This window comes from Pseudomonas sp. LAMO17WK12:I1 (assembly GCF_900177315.1).
In the GTDB taxonomy this organism is placed as follows: Bacteria; Pseudomonadota; Gammaproteobacteria; order Pseudomonadales; family Pseudomonadaceae; genus Aquipseudomonas; species Aquipseudomonas marginalis.
Window position 1 is genome coordinate 112,386 of record NZ_FWZV01000003.1, and the last position, 20,481, is coordinate 132,866.

Annotated in this window: 23 protein-coding genes; 5 read left to right on the top strand and 18 right to left on the bottom strand. The window is 62.5% G+C overall.

Going from position 1 to position 20,481, the window contains the following annotated elements; translation table 11 throughout:
• Positions 1–35: 35 nt before the first annotated feature.
• The gene (locus B9N88_RS05630; RefSeq protein WP_027603717.1) at positions 36–797 is read right to left on the bottom strand and encodes a substrate-binding periplasmic protein; all 762 of its coding nucleotides are present in this window, start codon (positions 795–797) and stop codon (positions 36–38) included.
• 133 nt (positions 798–930) lie between these two features.
• On the opposite strand from B9N88_RS05630, the gene dnaX reads away from it, so the two are divergent.
• From dnaX to recR, 4 genes are all read left to right on the top strand, one after another.
• Positions 931–2,979: a DNA polymerase III subunit gamma/tau gene (gene dnaX, locus B9N88_RS05635; protein ID WP_027603718.1), complete on the top strand. Its 2,049-nt coding sequence runs from the start codon at positions 931–933 to the stop codon at positions 2,977–2,979.
• Between the two features lie 43 nt (positions 2,980–3,022).
• Positions 3,023–3,361, top strand: coding sequence for a YbaB/EbfC family nucleoid-associated protein (locus tag B9N88_RS05640; RefSeq protein WP_003193199.1), 339 nt, complete (start codon positions 3,023–3,025; stop codon positions 3,359–3,361).
• Positions 3,362–3,493: 132 nt separating this feature from the next.
• Positions 3,494–4,528 (top strand): NADP-dependent oxidoreductase, encoded by a 1,035-nt coding sequence (locus tag B9N88_RS05645; RefSeq protein ID WP_027603719.1) that lies wholly within the window; start codon positions 3,494–3,496, stop codon positions 4,526–4,528.
• Positions 4,529–4,594: 66 nt separating this feature from the next.
• Positions 4,595–5,197 carry a recombination mediator RecR gene (gene recR / locus B9N88_RS05650; RefSeq protein ID WP_027603720.1) on the top strand — a complete coding sequence of 201 codons (603 nt, stop codon included), beginning with the start codon at positions 4,595–4,597 and terminating at the stop codon, positions 5,195–5,197.
• A 78-nt stretch (positions 5,198–5,275) separates the two neighbouring features.
• Here the strand turns inward: recR and B9N88_RS05655 are convergent, their stop codons facing one another.
• Together B9N88_RS05655 and fnr are read right to left on the bottom strand one after the other, a co-directional pair.
• Entirely contained in the window at positions 5,276–5,824 is a 549-nt protein-coding gene (locus tag B9N88_RS05655; RefSeq protein ID WP_027603721.1) for an adenine phosphoribosyltransferase, read from the bottom strand.
• 79 nt (positions 5,825–5,903) lie between these two features.
• Positions 5,904–6,638, bottom strand: coding sequence for a fumarate/nitrate reduction transcriptional regulator Fnr (fnr, locus tag B9N88_RS05660; protein WP_027603722.1), 735 nt, complete (start codon positions 6,636–6,638; stop codon positions 5,904–5,906).
• A 151-nt stretch (positions 6,639–6,789) separates the two neighbouring features.
• Between fnr and B9N88_RS05665 the strand changes: the two genes are divergently transcribed.
• Positions 6,790–7,257 carry a hypothetical protein gene (locus B9N88_RS05665; protein ID WP_081744372.1) on the top strand — a complete coding sequence of 156 codons (468 nt, stop codon included), beginning with the start codon at positions 6,790–6,792 and terminating at the stop codon, positions 7,255–7,257.
• Here B9N88_RS05665 and hemN read toward each other — a convergent pair whose 3' ends face one another.
• The 15 genes from hemN to ccoO (B9N88_RS05740) all read right to left on the bottom strand — a co-directional run bounded on the left by hemN (position 7,258) and on the right by ccoO (B9N88_RS05740) (position 20,473).
• On the bottom strand, positions 7,258–8,640 hold the full coding sequence (hemN, locus tag B9N88_RS05670; RefSeq protein ID WP_027603724.1) for an oxygen-independent coproporphyrinogen III oxidase: 1,383 nt from the start codon (positions 8,638–8,640) through the stop codon (positions 7,258–7,260). It lies immediately after the preceding gene.
• 102 nt (positions 8,641–8,742) lie between these two features.
• Positions 8,743–9,426 carry a sulfite exporter TauE/SafE family protein gene (locus B9N88_RS05675; protein WP_027603725.1) on the bottom strand — a complete coding sequence of 228 codons (684 nt, stop codon included), beginning with the start codon at positions 9,424–9,426 and terminating at the stop codon, positions 8,743–8,745.
• A complete protein-coding gene (gene ccoS, locus B9N88_RS05680; protein WP_027603726.1) occupies positions 9,419–9,637 on the bottom strand; it encodes a cbb3-type cytochrome oxidase assembly protein CcoS in 219 nt (72 codons plus the stop codon). Before ccoS ends, B9N88_RS05675 begins: the two co-directional genes overlap by 8 nt.
• A 22-nt stretch (positions 9,638–9,659) precedes the next feature.
• A complete protein-coding gene (locus tag B9N88_RS05685; RefSeq protein WP_027603727.1) occupies positions 9,660–12,110 on the bottom strand; it encodes a heavy metal translocating P-type ATPase in 2,451 nt (816 codons plus the stop codon).
• 8 nt (positions 12,111–12,118) lie between these two features.
• Positions 12,119–12,658, bottom strand: a complete 540-nt coding sequence (locus B9N88_RS05690) for a FixH family protein (protein ID WP_027603728.1) — start codon at positions 12,656–12,658, stop codon at positions 12,119–12,121.
• Positions 12,659–12,673: 15 nt separating this feature from the next.
• A complete protein-coding gene (gene ccoG, locus B9N88_RS05695; protein ID WP_027603729.1) occupies positions 12,674–14,101 on the bottom strand; it encodes a cytochrome c oxidase accessory protein CcoG in 1,428 nt (475 codons plus the stop codon).
• Between the two features lie 207 nt (positions 14,102–14,308).
• Positions 14,309–14,719 carry a type II toxin-antitoxin system VapC family toxin gene (locus B9N88_RS05700; protein ID WP_027603730.1) on the bottom strand — a complete coding sequence of 137 codons (411 nt, stop codon included), beginning with the start codon at positions 14,717–14,719 and terminating at the stop codon, positions 14,309–14,311.
• Positions 14,719–14,973 carry a type II toxin-antitoxin system Phd/YefM family antitoxin gene (locus B9N88_RS05705; protein WP_027603731.1) on the bottom strand — a complete coding sequence of 85 codons (255 nt, stop codon included), beginning with the start codon at positions 14,971–14,973 and terminating at the stop codon, positions 14,719–14,721. The genes B9N88_RS05700 and B9N88_RS05705 overlap by 1 nt, the downstream gene beginning before the upstream one ends.
• A 176-nt stretch (positions 14,974–15,149) precedes the next feature.
• Positions 15,150–16,127 carry a cytochrome-c oxidase, cbb3-type subunit III gene (gene ccoP / locus B9N88_RS05710; protein WP_027603732.1) on the bottom strand — a complete coding sequence of 326 codons (978 nt, stop codon included), beginning with the start codon at positions 16,125–16,127 and terminating at the stop codon, positions 15,150–15,152.
• Positions 16,124–16,309: a CcoQ/FixQ family Cbb3-type cytochrome c oxidase assembly chaperone gene (locus B9N88_RS05715; RefSeq protein WP_003193169.1), complete on the bottom strand. Its 186-nt coding sequence runs from the start codon at positions 16,307–16,309 to the stop codon at positions 16,124–16,126. Before B9N88_RS05715 ends, ccoP (B9N88_RS05710) begins: the two co-directional genes overlap by 4 nt.
• Before the next feature lie 6 nt (positions 16,310–16,315).
• Entirely contained in the window at positions 16,316–16,924 is a 609-nt protein-coding gene (gene ccoO, locus B9N88_RS05720) for a cytochrome-c oxidase, cbb3-type subunit II (RefSeq protein ID WP_003193167.1), read from the bottom strand.
• Positions 16,924–18,366: a cytochrome-c oxidase, cbb3-type subunit I gene (gene ccoN / locus B9N88_RS05725; RefSeq protein WP_027603733.1), complete on the bottom strand. Its 1,443-nt coding sequence runs from the start codon at positions 18,364–18,366 to the stop codon at positions 16,924–16,926. Before ccoN ends, ccoO (B9N88_RS05720) begins: the two co-directional genes overlap by 1 nt.
• Positions 18,367–18,716: 350 nt before the next feature.
• Positions 18,717–19,664, bottom strand: a complete 948-nt coding sequence (gene ccoP, locus B9N88_RS05730) for a cytochrome-c oxidase, cbb3-type subunit III (protein ID WP_027603734.1) — start codon at positions 19,662–19,664, stop codon at positions 18,717–18,719.
• Positions 19,661–19,861 carry a cbb3-type cytochrome oxidase subunit 3 gene (locus tag B9N88_RS05735; protein ID WP_027603735.1) on the bottom strand — a complete coding sequence of 67 codons (201 nt, stop codon included), beginning with the start codon at positions 19,859–19,861 and terminating at the stop codon, positions 19,661–19,663. Before B9N88_RS05735 ends, ccoP (B9N88_RS05730) begins: the two co-directional genes overlap by 4 nt.
• A 3-nt stretch (positions 19,862–19,864) precedes the next feature.
• The gene (gene ccoO / locus B9N88_RS05740; protein WP_017735321.1) at positions 19,865–20,473 is read right to left on the bottom strand and encodes a cytochrome-c oxidase, cbb3-type subunit II; all 609 of its coding nucleotides are present in this window, start codon (positions 20,471–20,473) and stop codon (positions 19,865–19,867) included.
• Positions 20,474–20,481 lie beyond the last annotated feature (8 nt).

Consider the following 20,481-nt stretch of genomic DNA (forward strand, 5'->3'; position numbering starts at 1 on the left):
GCGTGGTGTGGCGCCGAGTCTATAAGGAGTGCCTGTCAGTTTTTGTCAGGAGCGTGCAGGGGGACCGGGTCTTCGCCAGTGTATAGCTTGATGATGTCGTCGATTTCGCCGGACATTTTCATCCGCAGCAAAGTGCGCAGGATCTTTTGGGCCGGCACGTCGGGATCGTTGCGCACGATGCAGCCGAGGTTTTGCTCCTCAATCAGCGCAACTTTGTGCAAGCGCTGGCTGATTGGCATTTTCTGGTTGAAACGGTCGACGATCCATTCATTGCTCACTGCGTAGTTGAATCGCCCCGCCACCAGCTTGTGCAGCACCTGTTCTTCGCTGCGGGCGTCGTCGCGGGTGAGTTGGCCGTTGGCAAACAGTGGGTCGAGGGCGCCATAGCGATAGTTGAGCACCGTGCCGATCGGCTGGGGTGTCAGCTTGAGCACCTGCACCGGCTGGTTGCGCACACTGACCAGCACATTGCGCTGCACCATTAAAGGCAAGCTCCAGATGTAGTCGCCGGACAGGTTGTCGACCCACGCCTGGGTGACATAACAGCGCACATCAATATCCCCGTGCCCCATGGCTGTGGCGATACGGGCGCGGGCCAGCACGTGGAATTCCGCCGGCTGGCCAACCTGGGTGGCCAGGCTCAACATCAAATCATACAAAATCCCCTGTGTAGGCCGGCCGTTCTCCACCTGCACCATGGGCATCGCCCAACTGTCGGAAACCGAGAAACGCAGCGGTGCAGGCGCCGCCAGGCAAGCCGTGGTCATCATCCATAAAGCGCCCAGGACTACGCGCATACACTCTCCGGGTTCAGGCCTTTTCGGGGCCAGTCAGCAGAGCTTAGTCAGATTAGGCGAGCGTGCCGGATGCAATTTCCCCCTTGCTCCGCTAGCATTACCCGCTTCCGCTTCCCAGTTGCGACGGTTTTCGATGAGTTATCAGGTTCTTGCACGTAAATGGCGTCCGCGCTCGTTCCGCGAAATGGTCGGCCAGACCCATGTGCTCAAGGCTCTGATCAATGCCTTGGACAGCCAGCGGCTGCACCACGCCTATCTGTTCACCGGTACCCGTGGAGTGGGCAAGACCACCATTGCGCGCATCATCGCCAAATGCCTGAACTGTGAAACCGGTATCACTTCGACGCCCTGCGGCACCTGCTCGGTGTGCCGCGAGATCGACGAAGGGCGTTTCGTCGACCTGATCGAGATCGACGCCGCGAGCCGCACCAAGGTCGAAGACACCCGCGAGTTGCTCGACAATGTGCAGTACGCACCCAGCCGCGGCCGCTTCAAGGTCTACCTGATCGACGAAGTGCACATGCTTTCCAGCCATTCCTTCAACGCCTTGTTGAAAACCCTGGAAGAGCCGCCGCCCTACGTCAAATTCATCCTGGCCACCACCGACCCGCAGAAACTGCCTGCAACGATCCTGTCGCGGTGCCTGCAGTTCTCCCTGAAGAACATGACCCCCGAGCGCGTGGTGGAGCATTTGACCCACGTGCTGGGCGTCGAGAACGTACCGTTCGAAGACGACGCACTGTGGCTGCTGGGCCGCGCCGCCGATGGCTCGATGCGCGATGCCATGAGCCTCACCGACCAGGCCATTGCCTTTGGTGAAGGCAAGGTCATGGCCGCCGATGTGCGCGCCATGCTCGGCACCCTGGACCACGGCCAGGTGTTCGACGTGCTGCACGCGCTGATCGAGGGTGATGCCAAGGCGTTGCTCGAAGCCGTGCGCCACCTGTCGGAGCAAGGCCCGGACTGGAACGGTGTGCTCTCGGAAATCCTCAATGTGCTGCACCGCGTCGCCATCGCCCAGGCGTTGCCGGAAGGTGTCGACAACGGCCATGGCGACCGCGACCGCGTGTTGGCCCTGGCCCAGGCGTTGCCGGCCGAAGACGTGCAGTTCTACTACCAGATGGGCCTGATCGGTCGTCGCGACCTGCCTTTGGCGCCCGATCCGCGCGGAGGCTTCGAGATGGTCCTGCTGCGGATGCTGGCCTTCCGGCCGGCGGATTCGGCAGACGCACCGAGACAGCCGCTAAAGCCAGTGGGGATCAGCCAGGCCACAGTTGATTCCGTCAAACCAGTGGCTGGCGCGGCGGTGGTCGCGCCAGTGGTTGCTGCCCCTGTTGCACCGGCGCCTGAGCCGGCACCGGTGGTGGTGGCAGCGGTGGTGGAGCCGGAACTGGTTGTAGAGCCCGAGCCTGTGGTCGACCTGCCCTGGAATGACCCGGTAGACGCTGAGGCCGAGGTCGAACAGCAGCCCTATGTCGAGCCGGTACTGGAAACCGCTGGCGAGCAGCCTGAGCTGACGCCGATGCCTGCGCCGACGCCGGACAGCGTGGTACCGGCCGCCCCCGAGTGGGTGTCGGCCCCGGTGCCCGAGCCGACCGTGGCCCAGGTCGAAGCCGCAACCCCGGGCATCGACCTCGACGACGAACCGCCGCTGGACGAAGACTACATCGAGCCGGACATGGATTCGGCCTACAGCTACCTGGACGACCTGGCCAGCGAGCACACCGCCGAGCCGGCCCCGGAACCCGAGGCGGAGCCTGCTGCGGCACCGGCCACCGGCCTGGCCCTGCAATGGCTGGAGCTGTTCCCGAAACTGCCGATTTCCGGCATGACCGGCAGCATCGCCGCCAACTGCACCCTGATCGCCATCGACGGCGACCACTGGCTGTTGCACCTGGACCCGGCCCACAGCGCCCTGTTCAACGCGACCCAACAACGGCGCCTCAACGATGCCCTGAACCAGTACCATGGGCGCACGCTGACCATCGCCATCGAGTTGATCAAGCCCGAGCAGGAAACCCCGGCCCAGGCCGCGACCCGCCGGCGTATCAACCGCCAGCGCGAGGCTGAGGACTCGATCCACGGCGATCCGCTCATCCAGCAAATGATGCAGCAGTTCGGTGCGGTCGTTCGCCAAGATACAATTGAACCTGTCGAAGCCCCGGTGCCCCAGTCATCCTGACACCGGGCTATTCATTGATCCACGTACTTTTGAGGTGATTCCCATGATGAAAGGTGGCATGGCCGGCCTGATGAAGCAGGCGCAGCAGATGCAGGAAAAGATGGCCAAGATGCAGGAAGAGCTGGCCAACGCCGAAGTCACCGGTAAAGCCGGTGGCGATATGGTCAGCGTGGTGATGACCGGTCGTCACGACATCAAGCGCGTGAGCATCGACCCAAGCGTATTGCCAGGCGTGGGCGAAGATGACCTGGAAATGCTCGAGGCGCTGTTCGCCGCGGCCGTCAACGACGCCGTGCGCAAGATCGAAGCCAACAGCCAGGACAAAATGTCCGGCGTGACCGCCGGCATGCAACTGCCACCGGGCATGAAGCTGCCGTTCTGATCGCCAGGCTTTAGCTAGACTCCAATGCCAGGCCTCGTGCCTGGCATTTTTGTTTGTGCCAATCCAATCGAACCCTGGCGCGGCACCCATGGTCTGCACCCTATACCGATAGATTCGATCAAGGAGCCCTTCATGCCTCACGAACCGACTTTGAACCAGCGCATTGTCCTGGTCTCACGCCCTCAAGGCGCACCCACGCCGGAAAACTTCCGCCTGGAACGGGTGACCTTGCCGGAATTGGCAGACGGCCAGGTCCTGCTGAAGACGCTCTACCTCTCCCTCGACCCTTATATGCGCGGGCGCATGAGCGACGCACCGTCCTACGCCGCGCCGGTGGAAATCGACGAGGTGATGACCGGCGGGGCTGTCAGCCGTGTCGAGCAATCGCGGAATCCGAAATTCGAGGTGGGTGATCTGGTCGTCGGCGCCACCGGTTGGCAGAGCCACAGCATTTCCGACGGCCGCAACCTGATCCCGGTGCCCAATGGCCTGGCCAGCCCGTCCATGGCCCTGGGGGTGCTGGGCATGCCGGGCATGACCGCCTACATGGGCCTGATGGACATCGGCCAGCCGAAAGCCGGAGAAACCCTGGTGGTGGCGGCTGCCTCCGGCGCGGTGGGTTCGGTGGTCGGCCAGGTGGCCATGCTCAAGGGCCTGCGTGTGGTCGGGATTGCGGGCGGTGCCGAGAAGTGCCGCTACGTGGTGGACGAATTGGGTTTTGATGCCTGCATCGACCACAAGAGCGCAACGTTTGCCGACGACTTGGCCCAGGCCTGCTTCAAGGGCGTGGACATTTATTTCGAAAACGTCGGTGGCAAGGTGTTCGACGCCGTGCTGCCGTTGCTCAACCCCAAGGCGCGCATCCCCCTGTGCGGGCTGATCGCCGGCTATAACGCCCATGAAGCGCCCAGCGGGCCTGACCGCTTGCCGGCGCTGCAACGCACGTTGTTGACCAAGCGTGTACGGATCCAGGGCTTTATCGTGTTTGACGACTACGGTGATCGCCAGCCGGAGTTCCTCAGCGCCATGGCGCCGTGGGTACGCGACGGCAAGATCAAGTTCCGCGAAGACGTGGTCGAGGGCCTGGAGCAGGCGCCCGAAGCCTTTATCGGTTTGCTGGAAGGGCGCAACTTCGGCAAGTTGGTGGTACGGGTCGCGCAGGATTGAGCATTTGACGCTAATCCGAGGCGCGGGTATAAACCGCGTCTCGTTGTTTTGTCGGACCACTCGCCCATGAGCTTCAGCCCCCTGATTCGCCAACTGATCGATGCCCTGCGCACGTTGCCGGGTGTCGGCCAGAAAACCGCCCAACGCATGGCGCTGCAACTGCTGGAGCGTGATCGCAGCGGCGGTACCCGGTTGGCCCAGGCCTTGAGCCAGGCCATGACCGGGGTGGGCCACTGCCGCCAGTGCCGGACCCTCACCGAAGAAGAACTCTGCCCGCAATGCGCCGACCCGCGCCGCGATGACACGCTGCTGTGCGTGGTGGAAGGGCCGATGGATGTGTATGCGGTGGAGCAGACCGGTTATCGCGGGCGCTACTTCGTGCTCAAGGGCCATCTCTCGCCGCTCGATGGCCTGGGTCCGGAGGCCATCGGCATTCCGCAGCTGGTGGCGCGTATCGAGGAGCAGGGCACCTTTACCGAGGTGATCCTGGCCACCAACCCGACCGTGGAAGGTGAAGCCACCGCGCATTACATCGCCCAACTGCTGAGCAACAAAGGCCTGGTCACTTCGCGAATCGCCCATGGCGTGCCGCTGGGTGGCGAATTGGAGTTGGTGGACGGCGGCACGTTGGCGCATTCGTTCGCCGGTCGTAAACCGATCGCGCTCTGACGATCAGCGCAGGATCAAATGTGGGAGGGGCAGGGCGGCGATTCCACTTGCCCCTGATAGCGTCAGTTCGCGCAGCCGTTACCGTTCGGTCAGGGCAAAGCGGGTCAGGCAAAACGTCGGGATGCCCATGTCTTCCAGGCGTTGCGAGCCGCCCAGTTCCGGCAGGTCAATGATCGCCGCCGCTTCAAAGATCTTCGCCCCCATGCGTCGCACCAGGTTGGCCGCCGCGATCAGGGTACCGCCCGTGGCGATCAGGTCATCGAACATCAGCACCGAATCACCTTCGCACAGGCTGTCGGCATGCACTTCGAGGAAGGCCTCGCCGTATTCGGTCTGGTAACCCTCGGACAGCACGTCAGCCGGCAGCTTGCCCTGCTTGCGGAACAGGATCAGCGGCTTGTTCAGTTGGTAGGCGATGATCGAGCCGATCAGGAAGCCGCGCGCATCCATCGCGCCGATATGGCTGAAATCGGCCTCGACATAGCGATGGGCAAAGGTGTCAGCCACCAGGCGCAGGGCCTTGGGCGATTGGAACAGCGGTGTGATGTCACGAAAGATCACCCCAGGCTTGGGGAAGTCGATGACGGGGCGGATCAGGGATTTGATGTCGAACGAATCGAAAGTCATCGTCGAAGAGTCCTGGGCGGAAAACGGACTCGAAGTATACCTGCGGCCTCACCGATTGGCGCGGCCGCAAGCGTCTGCATCAGCCTTCCAAGGAACCACCGGCGAGTGCGCACAGCTGGATCGGGTCAAGGATATGCACTTCCTTGCCTTCGGCGGCCAGCAGTTCGCTCTGCTGGAAGCGGGTAAACACACGGGATACGGTTTCCACCGCCAGGCCCAGGTAATTGCCGATTTCGTTGCGCGACATGCTCAGGCGGAACTGGTTGGCCGAGAAACCACGGGCACGGAACCGCGCCGACAGGTTGACCAGGAAGGTGGCGATGCGCTCGTCGGCGGTTTTCTTCGACAACAGCAGCATCATCTGTTGGTCGTCACGAATCTCGCGGCTCATCACGCGCATCAATTGACGGCGCAGTTGTGGCAATTGCAGGGCCAGTTCGTCCAGGCGCTCGAAGGGGATTTCGCACACTGAGGTGGTTTCCAGGGCCTGGGCCGACACCGGGTGAATCTCGGTGTCCATGCCCGACAACCCGACCAGCTCGCTGGGCAGGTGGAAACCGGTGATCTGCTCTTCGCCGCTGTCGCTCAGGCTGAAGGTCTTCAGCGCGCCCGAACGTACTGCATAGACGGAATCGAACTTGTCCCCCTGGCGAAACAGAAACTCGCCTTTCTTGAGCGGGCGACCGCGTTTAACGATTTCGTCCAGCGCATCCATGTCTTCCAGATTCAACGAAAGTGGCAAGCAGAGGGGGGCCAGGCTGCAATCCTTGCAGTGAGCCTGGCTGTGAGCGCGCAGTTTGACTGGCTCGGACATTTCTTAAATCCTTGTGGGAAAACACACATAAGACGTAAGGGTACCGCACTGGTGGGCAGTGAAGCCAGCCTGTACAAAAAACAGGCAACGGTATAAAGCTTTTTGTACCGTTGCCGATACAGTTGCATATCTACCCTTCGGAGCTCGGATCATGTCTGTTATCGCGGCTTACAACCCTGCCATCCGTGTACCCAGCGTGCAGGACTTGAAGCCCGCTGCCGAGGCCGAGGAAAAGCTGCCCGTGACCGCGCCGGCGCCTGAAACCAAGGTGATTGAAGGGGTGACGGTGACTATTTCCGCCGCAGCGTTCAAGGCGGCCGGGGCGCCCAAAAGCGCGAATGCCGATATCGACGACAGCGGCCTGGACGATAACGTCAAGGAGGTGCTGAAAATGATCCGCAAGCTGAAACAGCAGATCGCCGAGAAAATGGCTGAGCTTCAGGCGATCGCGGCAGACAAAAGCTTGACCCCGGAGCAGGCCCCGGCCAAGACCGCCAATGTGCAAGGCGCGATCAGTTCGTTGCAGGCAGGTTTGATGACGGCCCAGACCTCTCTGGCCAAAGCGATGAAGACCATGAGCGCCGATGACGCGCTCAAAGCCGCGTCGTTGTCGATGTAACTAGATCACCCGCGAAAACCGCTGCCGGTTCTGGTGCTCCAGGTACGCATCGAACACCATGCAGACTGAACGCACCAGCAGCCGTCCGGCGGGCAGCACGCGAATGCCTTGGGCATCCAGTTCGATCAGGCCGTCTTGCGCCATCGCCTCAAGTTGCGGCCAGACCTCGTCGAAATACCCGCGAAAATCAATGTTGAACGCCTGTTCGATCTGCTCGAAGGCCAGGCTGAACGTGCAGATCAACTGCTGGATCACTTCCCGACGTAACCGATCATCCGTGGTGCACAGCAAGCCACGGCTGGTGGCCAGTTGGGCGCTGGCCAGGGCGTTCTGATAGCCGTTCAGGTCACTGCTGTTCTGGCAGTACAGGTCGCCGATCTGGCTGATGGCTGATACGCCGAGGCCGATCAGGTCGCAATGGCCGTGGGTGGTGTAGCCCTGGAAGTTACGCTGCAGCGTGCCTTCTTCCTGGGCAATGGCGAGTTCGTCGTCCGGCAGGGCGAAGTGGTCCATGCCGATATAGCGGTAGCCGGCCTGGGTCAGTTGCTCGATGGTGGTCTGCAGCATCAGCAGCTTGGATTCCGGCGATGGCAGTTCCTCGCTGTTGATCCGTCGTTGGGGCATGAAGCGTTCCGGCAGATGCGCGTAGTTGAACACCGACAGGCGGTCCGGCTGCAGCTTGATCACTTCCTCCACGGTGCGCGCGAAGTTGATCGGCGTCTGCTTGGGCAGGCCGTAGATCAGGTCGATATTGATCGAGCGAAACTGCAGGGTGCGGGCGGCGTCGATCACCGCGCGGGTTTCTTCCAGGCTTTGCAGGCGGTTGACTGCGCGCTGCACGTCGGGGTCGAGGTCTTGCAGGCCGATGCTCACACGGTTGAAGCCCAGTTCACGCAGCAGGCCCATGGTCGCCCAGTCGGCTTCGCGCGGGTCGATCTCGATGCTGTAGTCGCCGGAGTCGTCGTCGAGCAGATTGAAGTGCTGGCGCAGGCTGCCCATGACCTGGCGCAGTTCGTCGTGGCTGAGAAAGGTCGGGGTGCCGCCGCCGAAGTGCAGTTGTTCAACCGACTGTTTCGGGTCGAGGTGGCAGGCCACCAACTGAATCTCCTGCTCCAGGCGTTGCAGGTAGGCCTGGGCGCGGCCGCGGTCCTTGGTGATCACCTTGTTGCACGCGCAGTAGTAGCAAATGTTCGCGCAGAACGGCACATGCACATACAGCGACAACGGTCGCGTGGCCTTGCGGCTTTCGCGCAGGGCGTGGAGCAGGTCGAAGGTGCCGACCTGGCTGTCGAATTGTACGGCGGTGGGGTAGGACGTGTAGCGCGGTCCCGCCAGGTCGTAGCGTTGAATCAGATGTGGGTCCCAACGAATGGCGTCGAGCATGCGGGCATTCCCCGGATAGGCTAGTGAGCCGAGTCTAGGGGCGTGGCCGGTAGGGCATCTTGATTTGCATCAACGGGGAGCGGCGCTATGCCACATAGCCTTTTAATGGCCCATCAGCCAGTGCTGGTGCGGACCTGGCAGGGTCCAGATACCGAAAATAATCACCAGCAGGCCCCCGGCCATACGCACGCTGCGCTTGCGCAATAACGCGGTCACGCGTTCGGCCGCCAACCCGGTCGCCAGCAGTACTGGCCATGTGCCTAAGCCAAAAGCCAGCATCAGCAGCGCACTGTCCAGCGCATTACCCTGGCTGGCGGCCCACAGCAGGGTGCTGTAGACCAGCCCGCACGGCAACCAGCCCCACAGCGCGCCCAGCAGCAGCGCGCGGGGCAGGCTGGACACCGGCAGCAAACGGTTGGCGACGGGCTGTATGCAGCGCCACAGGCCGCGCCCGAGGCTTTCGATGCGGGTGAGGCCGCTCCACCAACCGGCCAGGTACAGCCCCATGCAGATCAACAGCAACCCGGCGAGCACACGCATGAACAGGGCCGCCGGGCTGTTGGCCACCGCCCAGCCGGCGAGGCCGATCAATAACCCGGCGCTGGCATAGCTGAGGATGCGCCCCAGGTTGTACGCCAGCAGCAGGCGGAATCGACGGCTGCGTTGTTCCTTGGGAATCGCCAGGGTAAGCGCGCCCATCAGCCCGCCGCACATGCCCAGGCAATGGCCGCCGCCCAGCAGGCCGAGGATGAGCGCAGAGACCAGCAGCGGCGCCAGCTCAAGCATGGGGCGGGTCTTTGGGCACGGGCGGTTGCTCGGGGCCGTTGGCTTCGTCCACGGCCGCCAGGTGGTTGGGGTCCTGGTCGTCGAACAGCACGCTGTGGGCCGGGCCGTCGAGGTCGTCGTACTGGCCGCTGTCCACCGCCCAGAAGAAGATGTAGATGGCCACGCCCACTAACAGCAGCGCCGCCGGAATCATCACGTATAGAGCTGGCATCTGCACTCCATGCCCGCGCGGCTCAAGCCGGCAGCGGGCGGGTTACCAAAGGGGCGCTTGTGGCCTGCGCACTCGGCAGGCGAGTCAGGCGCAGGGCGTTGAGCACCACGGTCAACGAACTGAGGGACATGCCGATCGCCGCCCAGATCGGGGTGATCCAACCGAGGGCGGCAAACGGCAGCATAAGGCCATTGTACAGTCCCGCCCACAGCAGGTTTTCAATGATCACCCGACGGGTGCGTCGTGCCAGGGTAAAGGCCTGCACCAGGGCATCCAGGCGGTTGGACAGCAGCACCGCATCGGCGCTGGTCTTGGCCAGGTCGGTGGCCGAGCCCATGGCCACGCTGATGTCGGCGGCGGCCAGCACCGGCACATCGTTGACGCCATCGCCGAGCATCAGCACCTTGCGGCCTTCCTTGTGCAGTTGTTGCAGCACGTGGAGCTTGTCGTCTGGGCGCAGGCCGCCGTGGGCTTCATCGATGCCCAGTTCAGCGGCGACGCTGGCGACCATCGGCGAACTGTCCCCCGACAGCAGCAGCGTGCGCCAACCACGCGCCTTGCAGGCGGCCAGCAGGGCAGGGGCATCGCTGCGCAGGCGGTCGTCGAGGACGAACCAGGCCAGGGCACCGTCGCCGTCGCCCAGCAGCAGCCATTGGCCGTCATCCTCCGGAGCGGCGGGAGTCGGGCACCCACTGAGTGCACAAACAAACCCCGGCTGGCCGATGCGTAACTGGCGTGTGCCGACACGGCCCTCCAGGCCAAGGCCCGGGGAACTGAGCACCTCGTCGGCGGCCAGCGGCGCACGCCCGAAGGCGCGGGCAATCGGGTGTTCGGAGCGGTTTTCCAGGGCGGCGGCGAGGCCCAGGCATTCGTCAATGTTCAGAGTGGCCAGGGGCCGGATCGCTTTCAACGCCAGGCGGCCTTCGGTGAGGGTGCCTGTCTTGTCGAAGATCACCGTGTCGATCTGGTTCAGGCCTTCGAGCACATGGCCACGGGTCAGCAATAGCCCGAGCTTGTGCAGGGTGCCGGTGGCGGCGGTGAGGGCGGTCGGCGTGGCCAGGGACAACGCGCAGGGGCAGGTGGCGACCAGCATCGCCAGCACGATCCAGAACGCCCGCGATGAATCCAGCTCCCACCACAACAGGCCGATCACCGCCGCGGCAATCAGCGAACACAACAGGAACCACTGCGCGGCGCGGTCGGCGATCTGCGCCAGGCGCGGCTTCTCGGCCTGGGCCCGCTCCAGCAGGCGCACGATGGCGGACAGGCGGGTCTCATGGCCCAGGGCGCGCACTTCGACGGTCAACGCGCCTTCGACGTTCAGCGTGCCGGCAGTGACCGCATCCCCGGTTTGGCGCGGCAGCGGCAGGTACTCCCCGGTGAGCAGCGACTCATCGATGCTGGAGCGGCCGTCGAGGATCACCCCATCTGCCGGCAGAACCGCGCCCGGATGCACCAGCACGCGGTCGCCCAGCGCCAGTTCGCTCAAGAGAATACGTTCGCTCTGGCCGTCACCTTTGAGGCGCAGGCATGAGGCGGGCAGCAGGTTGACCAACTGCGCGGTGGCGGCGGCCGTGCGCTCCCGGGCACGGCGCTCCAGGTAGCGACCTGCCAGCAGGAACAGCGCAAACATGCCCACCGCATCGAAATACAACTCGCCCACGCCGGTGATTGCGGTCCAGATCCCGGCCAGGTAAGCCCCGCCAATGGCCAGGGACACCGACACGTCCATGGTCAGGTGACGCGTACGCACGTCGCGCATGGCGCCCTTGAAGAACGGCGCACAACTGTAGAACACGATGGGGGTGGTCAGAAACATCGCCACCCAGCGCAGGATCACATGCAGCTCGGGGCTCAGGTCGATATTGAATTCCGGCCAGGTGGCCATGGTCGCCATCATCGCCTGGAACCACAGCAGCCCGGCGACCCCCAGCTGGCGCAGGGCCAGGCGGTTCTCGCTGGCCAGTTGCTCGGCCGCACGGTCCGCTTGATACGGGTGGGCGGCATAGCCGATATGGCGCAGTTCACTGAGCAACTGGCTCAACGGCAATTGCCCGTCGGCCCAGCGCACCTGCAGGCGATGGTTGGACAGGTTCAGCCGCGCCTCGGCCACGGCGGGCAGGCTGCGCAGGTGTTTCTCGATCAACCAGCCACAGGCGGCGCAACTGATGCCTTCCATCAACAAGGTGGTTTCGGCGAGCTCGCCTTCATGGTGCACGAAGGGTTTTTGCACGTCTGCGCGGTCATACAGCGCCAGTTCGTCCACCAGTTGCACTGGCAGCGTCTCGGGATTGGCCGAGGCTTCGCTGCGGTGCTGGTAATAGCTTTCCAACCCACCGGCCACAATCGCTTCGGCCACGGCCTGGCAGCCGGGGCAGCACAGCTCGCGGCGCTCGCCGAGGATCACGGCGGTGAAGCGACTGCCGGACGGGACGGGCAGGGCGCAGTGGTAGCAGGGGGTTGGGCTGGTCATGGGCGCTGCTATTTTTTCAGGTCTTCAGCACCCTGCAACGGTTCATCACCCAGCAGCAAATCCTTGTCGTGGCTGACTTCTTCTTCCTCGAACAGGCGCCAGGTCCTGTCGCCTTCCACGCCCAGCAATTCCACGAAGCGGCGGCCTTCGACCTTGTCGGTGACCTGGCCGATGTAGCGGCCCGGTTCGCTGTCGCTGCGGGTCAGGTTGATCTTGCGATCCTTCTCCGGCTGGGTCGGGGAGATGAGGTTCAGTTCCAGGGTGTTCGGGTTGCTGTAGCCGGTGAATTGCAGTTCGACTTCGCCGGTCAGCTCATCCAGGTGCAGCTTGGCGCGCAGTTGCAGGGTCTGGGCCAACCGTTCGCGGTCCAGGGAGCGGTTGATGCCTTTGCCGGCCTCGTAGTAGTTGTCGTTGACCAGGTTGTCCGGGTTGTTCACCGCGATGGTCACCATGGACAAGGTCAAGGTCACCGAGCAGGCCAGGATCCCAATGATGATCCAGGGCCAGAGGTGCTTGTACCAGGGGCTTGCGGCAGTGGCTACGGGCATTGTTCAGTTCTCTCGTTATCGAACTTGTGGGCCGATGAATCGGCTCTTGGCTTCAACATGGACGCTGGCGTCATCGGCATCGGTGAGGATGAATTTCACCTCGTTGGTACTCGACGGCAGTTGCTCCGGCGCACTCGACAGCTCCACCGGCATGCTGACGATATCGCCCGCCGCCACTCTGATTTCACGTCGGCCTTGCAGCTTGAGGTCCGGCAGGCCGGCGGCGTCGAGCACGTAGGTGTGATCGCGCTGGTCCTTGTTCATGATCTTCAGGCTGTAGACGTTTTCGATGCGCCCTTCGGCGTTTTCGCGGTACAGCACGCGGTCCTTGCTCACGTCGAAGCCCACCAGCGAACGCATGAAGAACGCCCCGGCCAACAGGCTGATCATCGCCAGCAACACCAGGGCATAACCGATCAGGCGTGGGCGCAACTTGTGGGTTTTCTGCCCCGACAGGTTGTGCTCGGTGGTGTAGCTGATCAGGCCGCGCGGGTACTCCATCTTGTCCATGATGGTGTCGCAGGCGTCGATACAGGCGGCGCAACCGATGCACTCGATTTGCAGGCCGTCGCGGATGTCGATACCGGTAGGGCATACCTGGACGCACATCGTACAGTCGATGCAGTCCCCCAGGCCCTGGGCCTTATAGTCGGTGCCTTTTTTACGCGGGCCACGCACTTCGCCACGGCGTGGATCGTAGGAAACGATCAGGGTGTCCTTGTCGAACATCACGCTCTGGAAGCGTGCATACGGGCACATGTAGATGCACACCTGTTCGCGCAGCCAGCCGGCGTTGCCATAGGTGGCGAGGGTGAAGAAGCCGACCCAGAAATACGACCAGCCGTCGGCCTGGCCGGTGAAGAAGTCGAACACCAGCTCGCGGATCGGCGAGAAGTAGCCGACAAAGGTCATGCCGGTGACAAAACCGATCAACAGCCACAGCGTGTGCTTGCTGAATTTGCGCAGGAACTTGTTGGCCCCCATGGGTGCCTTGTCCAGCTTGATACGCTGGTTGCGGTCGCCTTCGGTGACCTTTTCGCACCACATGAAGATCCATGTCCACACGCTTTGCGGGCAGGTATACCCGCACCACACGCGGCCGGCGTACACCGTGATGAAGAACAGGCCAAACGCGGCGACGATCAGGATGCCCGACAGCAGGATGAAGTCCTGGGGCCAGAAGGTCGCGCCGAAAATAAAGAACTTACGTTCCGGCAGGTTCCACCACACCGCCTGGTGGCCGCCCCAGTTCAGCCACACCGTGCCGAAGTAGAGCAGGAACAGGCCGGCACCGCCGAGCATGCGCAGGTTGCGGAAGAGGCCGGTGAAGGCGCGGGTGTAGATTTTTTCGCGCGAGGCGTACAGGTCGACAGTCTTGGTGTCAGCACTGCTGGCGTTTTTGGCAGGCGGGGTAACGTCATGTACCGGTATCTGGTTGCTCATCATTGCATCCCACGGCGGTGGAGATTTGCCTCGGCCAGTACGTGCCAACCGGGGTCAAATTAAGGGTCTTGCAGTGGCGTAATGATACGCCCCCGATGGTGCTCAAAGGGTGCGACCTTTGGTCGCGTTGGGGGAAATCAATTGATGGTGTACGTGACCTGGATCAATTGACTTGGGAAGTATGGACGGTTTTCGTGGAGGAAGCGGTCATTCGTCCCAAGGATTGATCAGTGGAACGCCGCTGGATTTGAAATCGCTGACGTTGCGCGTGACAACCGTGAGCCCATGCACCAGCGCGGTCGCGGCAATCAATGCGTCACTTTCATTGGCGCGGTCCGGCATATGCAAGTGTGCGCAACGCAACGCGACTGCAGCATCGACGGGCAGGATTCTGGCATCAAAGGCCGGCATCACATGACGTTTGAGCCAAGTTCGCAACACCTTCCCCTGAGCCGGGTCGCGCCGCTCAATGCGCAAGACCCCGGTTTCCAATTCTTTCAGGGTGATTGCCGAAATAAACATACGCGGTGCGCTGACACTTTTGGCCCAGGCGACCACGTTTGCATCAGCCTGGGGTTTACGCAGTTCAGAGATGACGTTGGTGTCGAGTAGATACATCAAGAGAGGTCCACGGGTCGATGAGTGATCACGGCACGTTCGGTTTCAAAGTCGATATCGGCCGCTTCCGGCATCACCAGCAGGTCAACGATGTTGGCATTGAGACCTGTCAGCTTTTGGTAGTCCTCAATGCTTAGCAGTACATGGGCAGGCTTGCCGCGATCGGTGATAAAAACCGGGCCTTGGCGAGCGGCTTTTTTGGCACCGCTTGTGTCTTGATTGAATTCGCGACTGGAAATGGTGGTGAAAGTCATGGTGCGCCTCCCCTGGAGCGGGTTGAATGTAGTTACGTTACTACTTGGCCTTGGCAAGCCACAAGCCTAAAGCTACAAGCGGTCAACGTGCTTTTCCCATGGGGGGGGGCACGGCCTTGGAAATGAAAAAGCCCCGCCAGCTTTCGCTGGGCGGGGCTCTTTTGTTTCCGAGAGCCTTACTGCTCTTCGGCCTTCTTATCCCCATGGGACAAGCTGTAAACATACGCCGCGAGCAAGTGCACCTTGTCGTTGCCTTGCAGTTGCTCCTGCGCAGGCATCTGGCCCTGGCGGCCCCAACGGATGGTCTGCTGCAGTTGGGCGAAGCTCGAACCGTAGATGAATGCACCCGGGTGGGTCAGGTCCGGCGCGCCCATGGCGGGAGTGCCCTTGCCGGCGGGGCCGTGGCAGGCCACGCAGTTGGCGGCGAAGAGTTTCTCGCCGTTGGCCACATCGGCTTTTACGCCTTCCGGCAGCTTGCGGCCGTCGAGGTTGGTGACGACGAACGCGGCGACGTCGCTGACGCCTTGCTCCTTGAGGATGTCCAGCCAGGCCGGCATGACGGCATGGCGGCCCTTCATGATGGTTTCCTTGATGGTCGCCGGTTCGCCACCCCAGCGCCAATCGGCGTCGGTCAGGTTGGGGAAACCGTAGGCGCCCTTGGCGTCGGAGCCGTGGCACACCGAACAGTTGGAGGCGAACAGGCGACCGCCCATCTTCAGGGCTTGCGGGTCCTTGGCGACATCTTCAATCGGCATCGACGCGAATTTGGCGAAGATCGGCCCGAACTTGGCGTCCGACCTGGCCATTTCCTTTTCCCATTCGTGCACGCCGGTCCAGCCGGTCTGGCCGTTGGCGAACGGGGTTTGCTTGTCGTTGTCGAGGTAGTTGTAGCCCGGCAGCAGGCCTTTCCAATTGCCCAGGCCAGGGTAGAGCACCAGGTAGCCAAGGGCGAAGACGATGGTGCCGACGAACAGCATGAACCACCACTTGGGCAGCGGGTTGTCGTACTCCTCGATGCCGTCGAACGAGTGGCCGACGGTCTCGTCGGTCTGCTCGGCGCGCTGGCCCTTGCGGGTCGACAGCAGCAGCCAGGTCAAGGCGAAGATGGTACCCAGGCTGAGGACTGTGACGTACAGACTCCAGAACGTAGTCATTCTTTGTTACTCCTAGAAGCTTGCTCGACGTGCTTGATGGCTTCGGGATCATCCGCAAAGGGCAACATGGTCGCGTCGTCAAACTCCGACTTGCGCCGGGGACTGAACACCCACAGCGCCAGGCCGATAAAGGCCACCATCACCACGACGGTGCCCAGGCCTCGAATCATCCCGATATCCATGAAGAATCACCGTTTGCTTTTGATGATGGTGCCCAGGCCTTGCAGGTAGGCCACCAATGCGTCCATTTCGGTCTTGCCCTTCACGGCTGCGGCTGCACCGGCGATGTCTTCGTCGGTGTAGGGCACGCCCAGGGTGCGCAGGACTTCCATCTTCTTCGCGGTGTCCTTGCCGTCGAGCTTGTTTTCCACGAGGAACGGATACGCCGGCATTTTCGACTCAGGCACCACGTTGCGCGGGTTGTACAAGTGCGCGCGTTGCCAGTCATCGGAGTAGCGCCCGCCGACACGGGCCAGGTCCGGGCCGGTGCGCTTGGAGCCCCACAGGAACGGGTGGTCCCACACGCTTTCACCGGCGACCGAGTAGTGGCCGTAGCGTTCGGTTTCGGCGCGGAACGGGCGGATCATCTGCGAGTGGCAGCCGACACAGCCGTTGGCGATGTAGACGTCGCGGCCTTCCAGTTCAAGGGCGGTGCGCGGCTTCATGCCTTCGACCGGCTTGTTGGTCACGTCCTGGAAAAACAGCGGAACGATCTGGGTCAGGCCACCGATGCTCACGGCGATGACCATGAAGAAGGCCAGCAGGCCGATATTCTTCTCGACGACTTCATGCTTCATCAGTGGGCTCCCACAACGGCGATCTTGGCGGCGGCTTCGGCTTCTGCCGGGTCCGAGGCACGCACGGTGCGCCAGACGTTGTAGGCCATCAACAGCATGCCGCTGGCAAAGAACGCACCCCCCAGGGCGCGGACGATGAAACCAGGGTGGCTGGCTTGCAGCGCTTCGACGAAGGAGTAGGTGAGGGTGCCGTCATCGTTGATCGCACGCCACATCAGGCCCTGGGTGATGCCGTTGACCCACATCGAGGCGATGTAGAGCACGGTGCCGATGGTGGCCAGCCAGAAGTGCGCGTTGATCAGCCCGACGCTGTGCATCTGCACACGGCCGAACAGTTTGGGGATCATGTGGTACAGGGCGCCGATGGAGATCATCGCTACCCAGCCGAGGGCACCGGCGTGTACGTGGCCGATGGTCCAGTCGGTGTAGTGGGACAGCGAGTTGACGGTCTTGATCGCCATCATCGGCCCTTCGAAGGTCGACATGCCGTAGAACGCCAGGGACACCACCAAAAAGCGCAGGATCGGGTCGGTGCGCAGCTTATGCCAGGCGCCCGACAGGGTCATCATGCCGTTGATCATGCCGCCCCAGCTCGGGGCCAGCAGGATGATCGACATCGCCATGCCCAGGGACTGGGCCCAGTCCGGCAGCGCGGTGTAGTGCAGGTGGTGCGGGCCGGCCCAGATGTACAGGGTGATCAGCGCCCAGAAGTGCACGATGGACAGGCGATACGAGTAAATAGGCCGTTCGGCCTGTTTCGGCACGAAGTAGTACATCATCCCCAGGAAACCGGTGGTGAGGAAGAAACCCACGGCGTTGTGGCCGTACCACCACTGGATCATCGCGTCCGTCGCCCCGGCGTAGGCCGAGTAGGACTTGAACAGGCTGACCGGCAACGAGGCGTGGTTGACGATATGCAGCATCGCCGTCACCAGGATGAAGGCCCCGTAGAACCAGTTGCCCACATAGATGTGCTTGGTCTTGCGCTTGACGATGGTGCCGAAGAACACCACTGCGTAGGTCACCCAGACGATGGCCAGCAGAATCGCGATCGGCCATTCCAGCTCGGCGTATTCCTTGGTCGTGGTGTAGCCCAGCGGCAAGGTGACGATGGCGCCGACGATGACCGCTTGCCAACCCCAGAAGGTGAAGGCCGCGAGGCTGTCGGAGATGAGTCGTGTCTGGCAGGTTCGCTGCACGACATAGTAGGAGGTGGCAAACAATGCACATCCGCCGAAGGCGAAGATCACCAGGTTGGTGTGCAGCGGGCGCAGGCGGCCGAAGGTTGTCCATGGCAGACCGAAATTCAATTCCGGCCAAACCAGTTGCGAGGCGATGAACACCCCGAGCCCCATGCCAAGGATCCCCCAGACCACCGTCATGATGGCGAACTGGCGGACTACCTTATAGTTATAAGCAGTCGGACTGATTGCTGTGCTCATTCTAAGGTTCCACGGTTTAGGTTTTTTTATAGGTAAAATTCGGCCGCAAGTATGTAGAAAGCAAGGGGCCATTGCAACGCAAGGCTGACCTGTGTCAATGCGTTCCACGCCAGATTCTGCGCCCTTTCCATGTTTGGCGTAAGGATAAAATCCGAAATCGAAAGCTGATCGAGTGGACAGGAAATTTAGGGGGTCGCAACGACTGTCGTCGCGTACGCCAGGATCGGTCCGCTGTGCAAGCAAGCGTAGACCCGAATGGCAGGAGGGGAAAGGTGTGCTTTGGAAGGGTGCGACACTTGGTCGCGTAGCGCGGTAGAGCTGCCGCCCCAGATTGGGGCGGCAGTCAGGTGTTACTGGGCTGGGCTTTCTGGCGTTGCGCCATCAGCGTTATGGGACAGGCTGTAAACGTAGGCGGCGAGCAGGTGCACTTTGTCGTTGCCCTGCAGCACTTCCTGGGCGGGCATCTGGCCTTGGCGGCCGTGGCGAATGGTCTGCTGCAACTGCGCGAGGCTGGTGCCGTAGATGTAGCCGGCGGGCAGGGTCAGGTTCGGCGCGCCCATGGCTTCCATGCCATGGCCCTGCGGACCATGGCAGGCCACGCAGGTGGTGTTGAATGCGGCTTGCCCTGCGGCCAGGTCGGCGGTGCTGTCGGCCGGCAATGGCAACTTGGCCAGGTCGTGGCGCACATAGGCGGCGACGTTTTTCACGCCGTCGTCGCCGAGCATGTCGCCCCAGGCCGGCATCGCCGCGTGGCGACCGTTCATGATGGTGGTCTTGATCGCTTCGGCCGAACCGCCCCAACGCCAGATGTTGTCAGCCAGGTTTGGAAAGCCGAATGCGCCCTTGGCATCCGAGCCGTGGCACACCGCGCAGTTGGAGGCGAACAGGCGACCGCCCATTTTCAGTGCCTGCGGGTCTTTGGCGACTTCTTCCACGGGCATGGCCGAGAATTTGGCGAAGATCGGTCCGAACTTGGTGTCGGCCTTGGCCATCTCCTTGTCCCACTCCTTGGCCGAGGTCCAGCCGTCTTCATAGCCCGGCAACACGCCTTTCCAGTTGCCCAGGCCCGGGTAGAGGATCAGGTAGCCGACGGCAAACACCAGGGTGCCGGCGAACAGCATGAACCACCACTGGGGCAGGGGGTTGTCGTATTCCTCGATACCGTCGAAGGCATGGCCCATGGTCTGGTCGACGCTGCCCTTGGTCTCGCCCTTGCGGGTGGCGAACAACAGCCAGGTCAGGCCGATCAGGCTGCCGAGGGTCAGTACGCAGATCCATGTACTCCAAAAGGTAGTCATGGCCGGTTGCTCCTTGTTACAGGCTCTTCTTGAGCGTCGGTTGGAGAGGGTTCATCGGCGAAGGGCAGCAGGCGCGCCTGCTCGAATTCCGCATTGCGCCGGTTGTTGAACACCCACAGCGACAGGCCGATAAAGGCGATGGCGACCACCAGCGTGCCGAGGCCGCGGATGGTGCCCGCATCGAATTCAAATCCCATGGCTCACCTCTTGCTCTTGATGGCAGTGCCGAGTACTTGCAGGTACGAAACCAGCGCGTCCATTTCGGTCTTGCCCTTGAGGCTGGCCACGGCGCCACTGATGTCGTCGTCGGTGTACGGCACGCCGAGGGTGCGCATCACTTTCAACTTGGTCTCGGTGTGGCTGCTGTCGACCGCCGCCGTGACCAACCACGGGTAGGCCGGCATTTTCGACTCGGGCACGACGTTGCGCGGGTTGTACAAGTGCGCGCGGTGCCAGTCGTCCGAGTAGCGTGCGCCGACGCGCGCCAGGTCAGGCCCGGTGCGCTTGGAACCCCACAGGAACGGGTGGTCCCACACGCTTTCACCGGCCACCGAGTAGTGGCCGTAGCGCTCGGTCTCGGCGCGGAACGGGCGGATCATCTGCGAGTGGCACTGTACGCAGCCTTCGCGGATGTAGATGTCGCGGCCTTCCAGTTGCAGCGCGGTGTAGGGCTTCATGCCTTCCACCGGCTTGTTGGTCACGTCCTGGAAGAACAGCGGGACGATCTGGGTCAGGCCACCGATGCTCACGGCGAGCACCATGAGCAGCATCAGCAGGCCGACGTTCTTTTCAATCGTTTCGTGTTTCATCACAGACT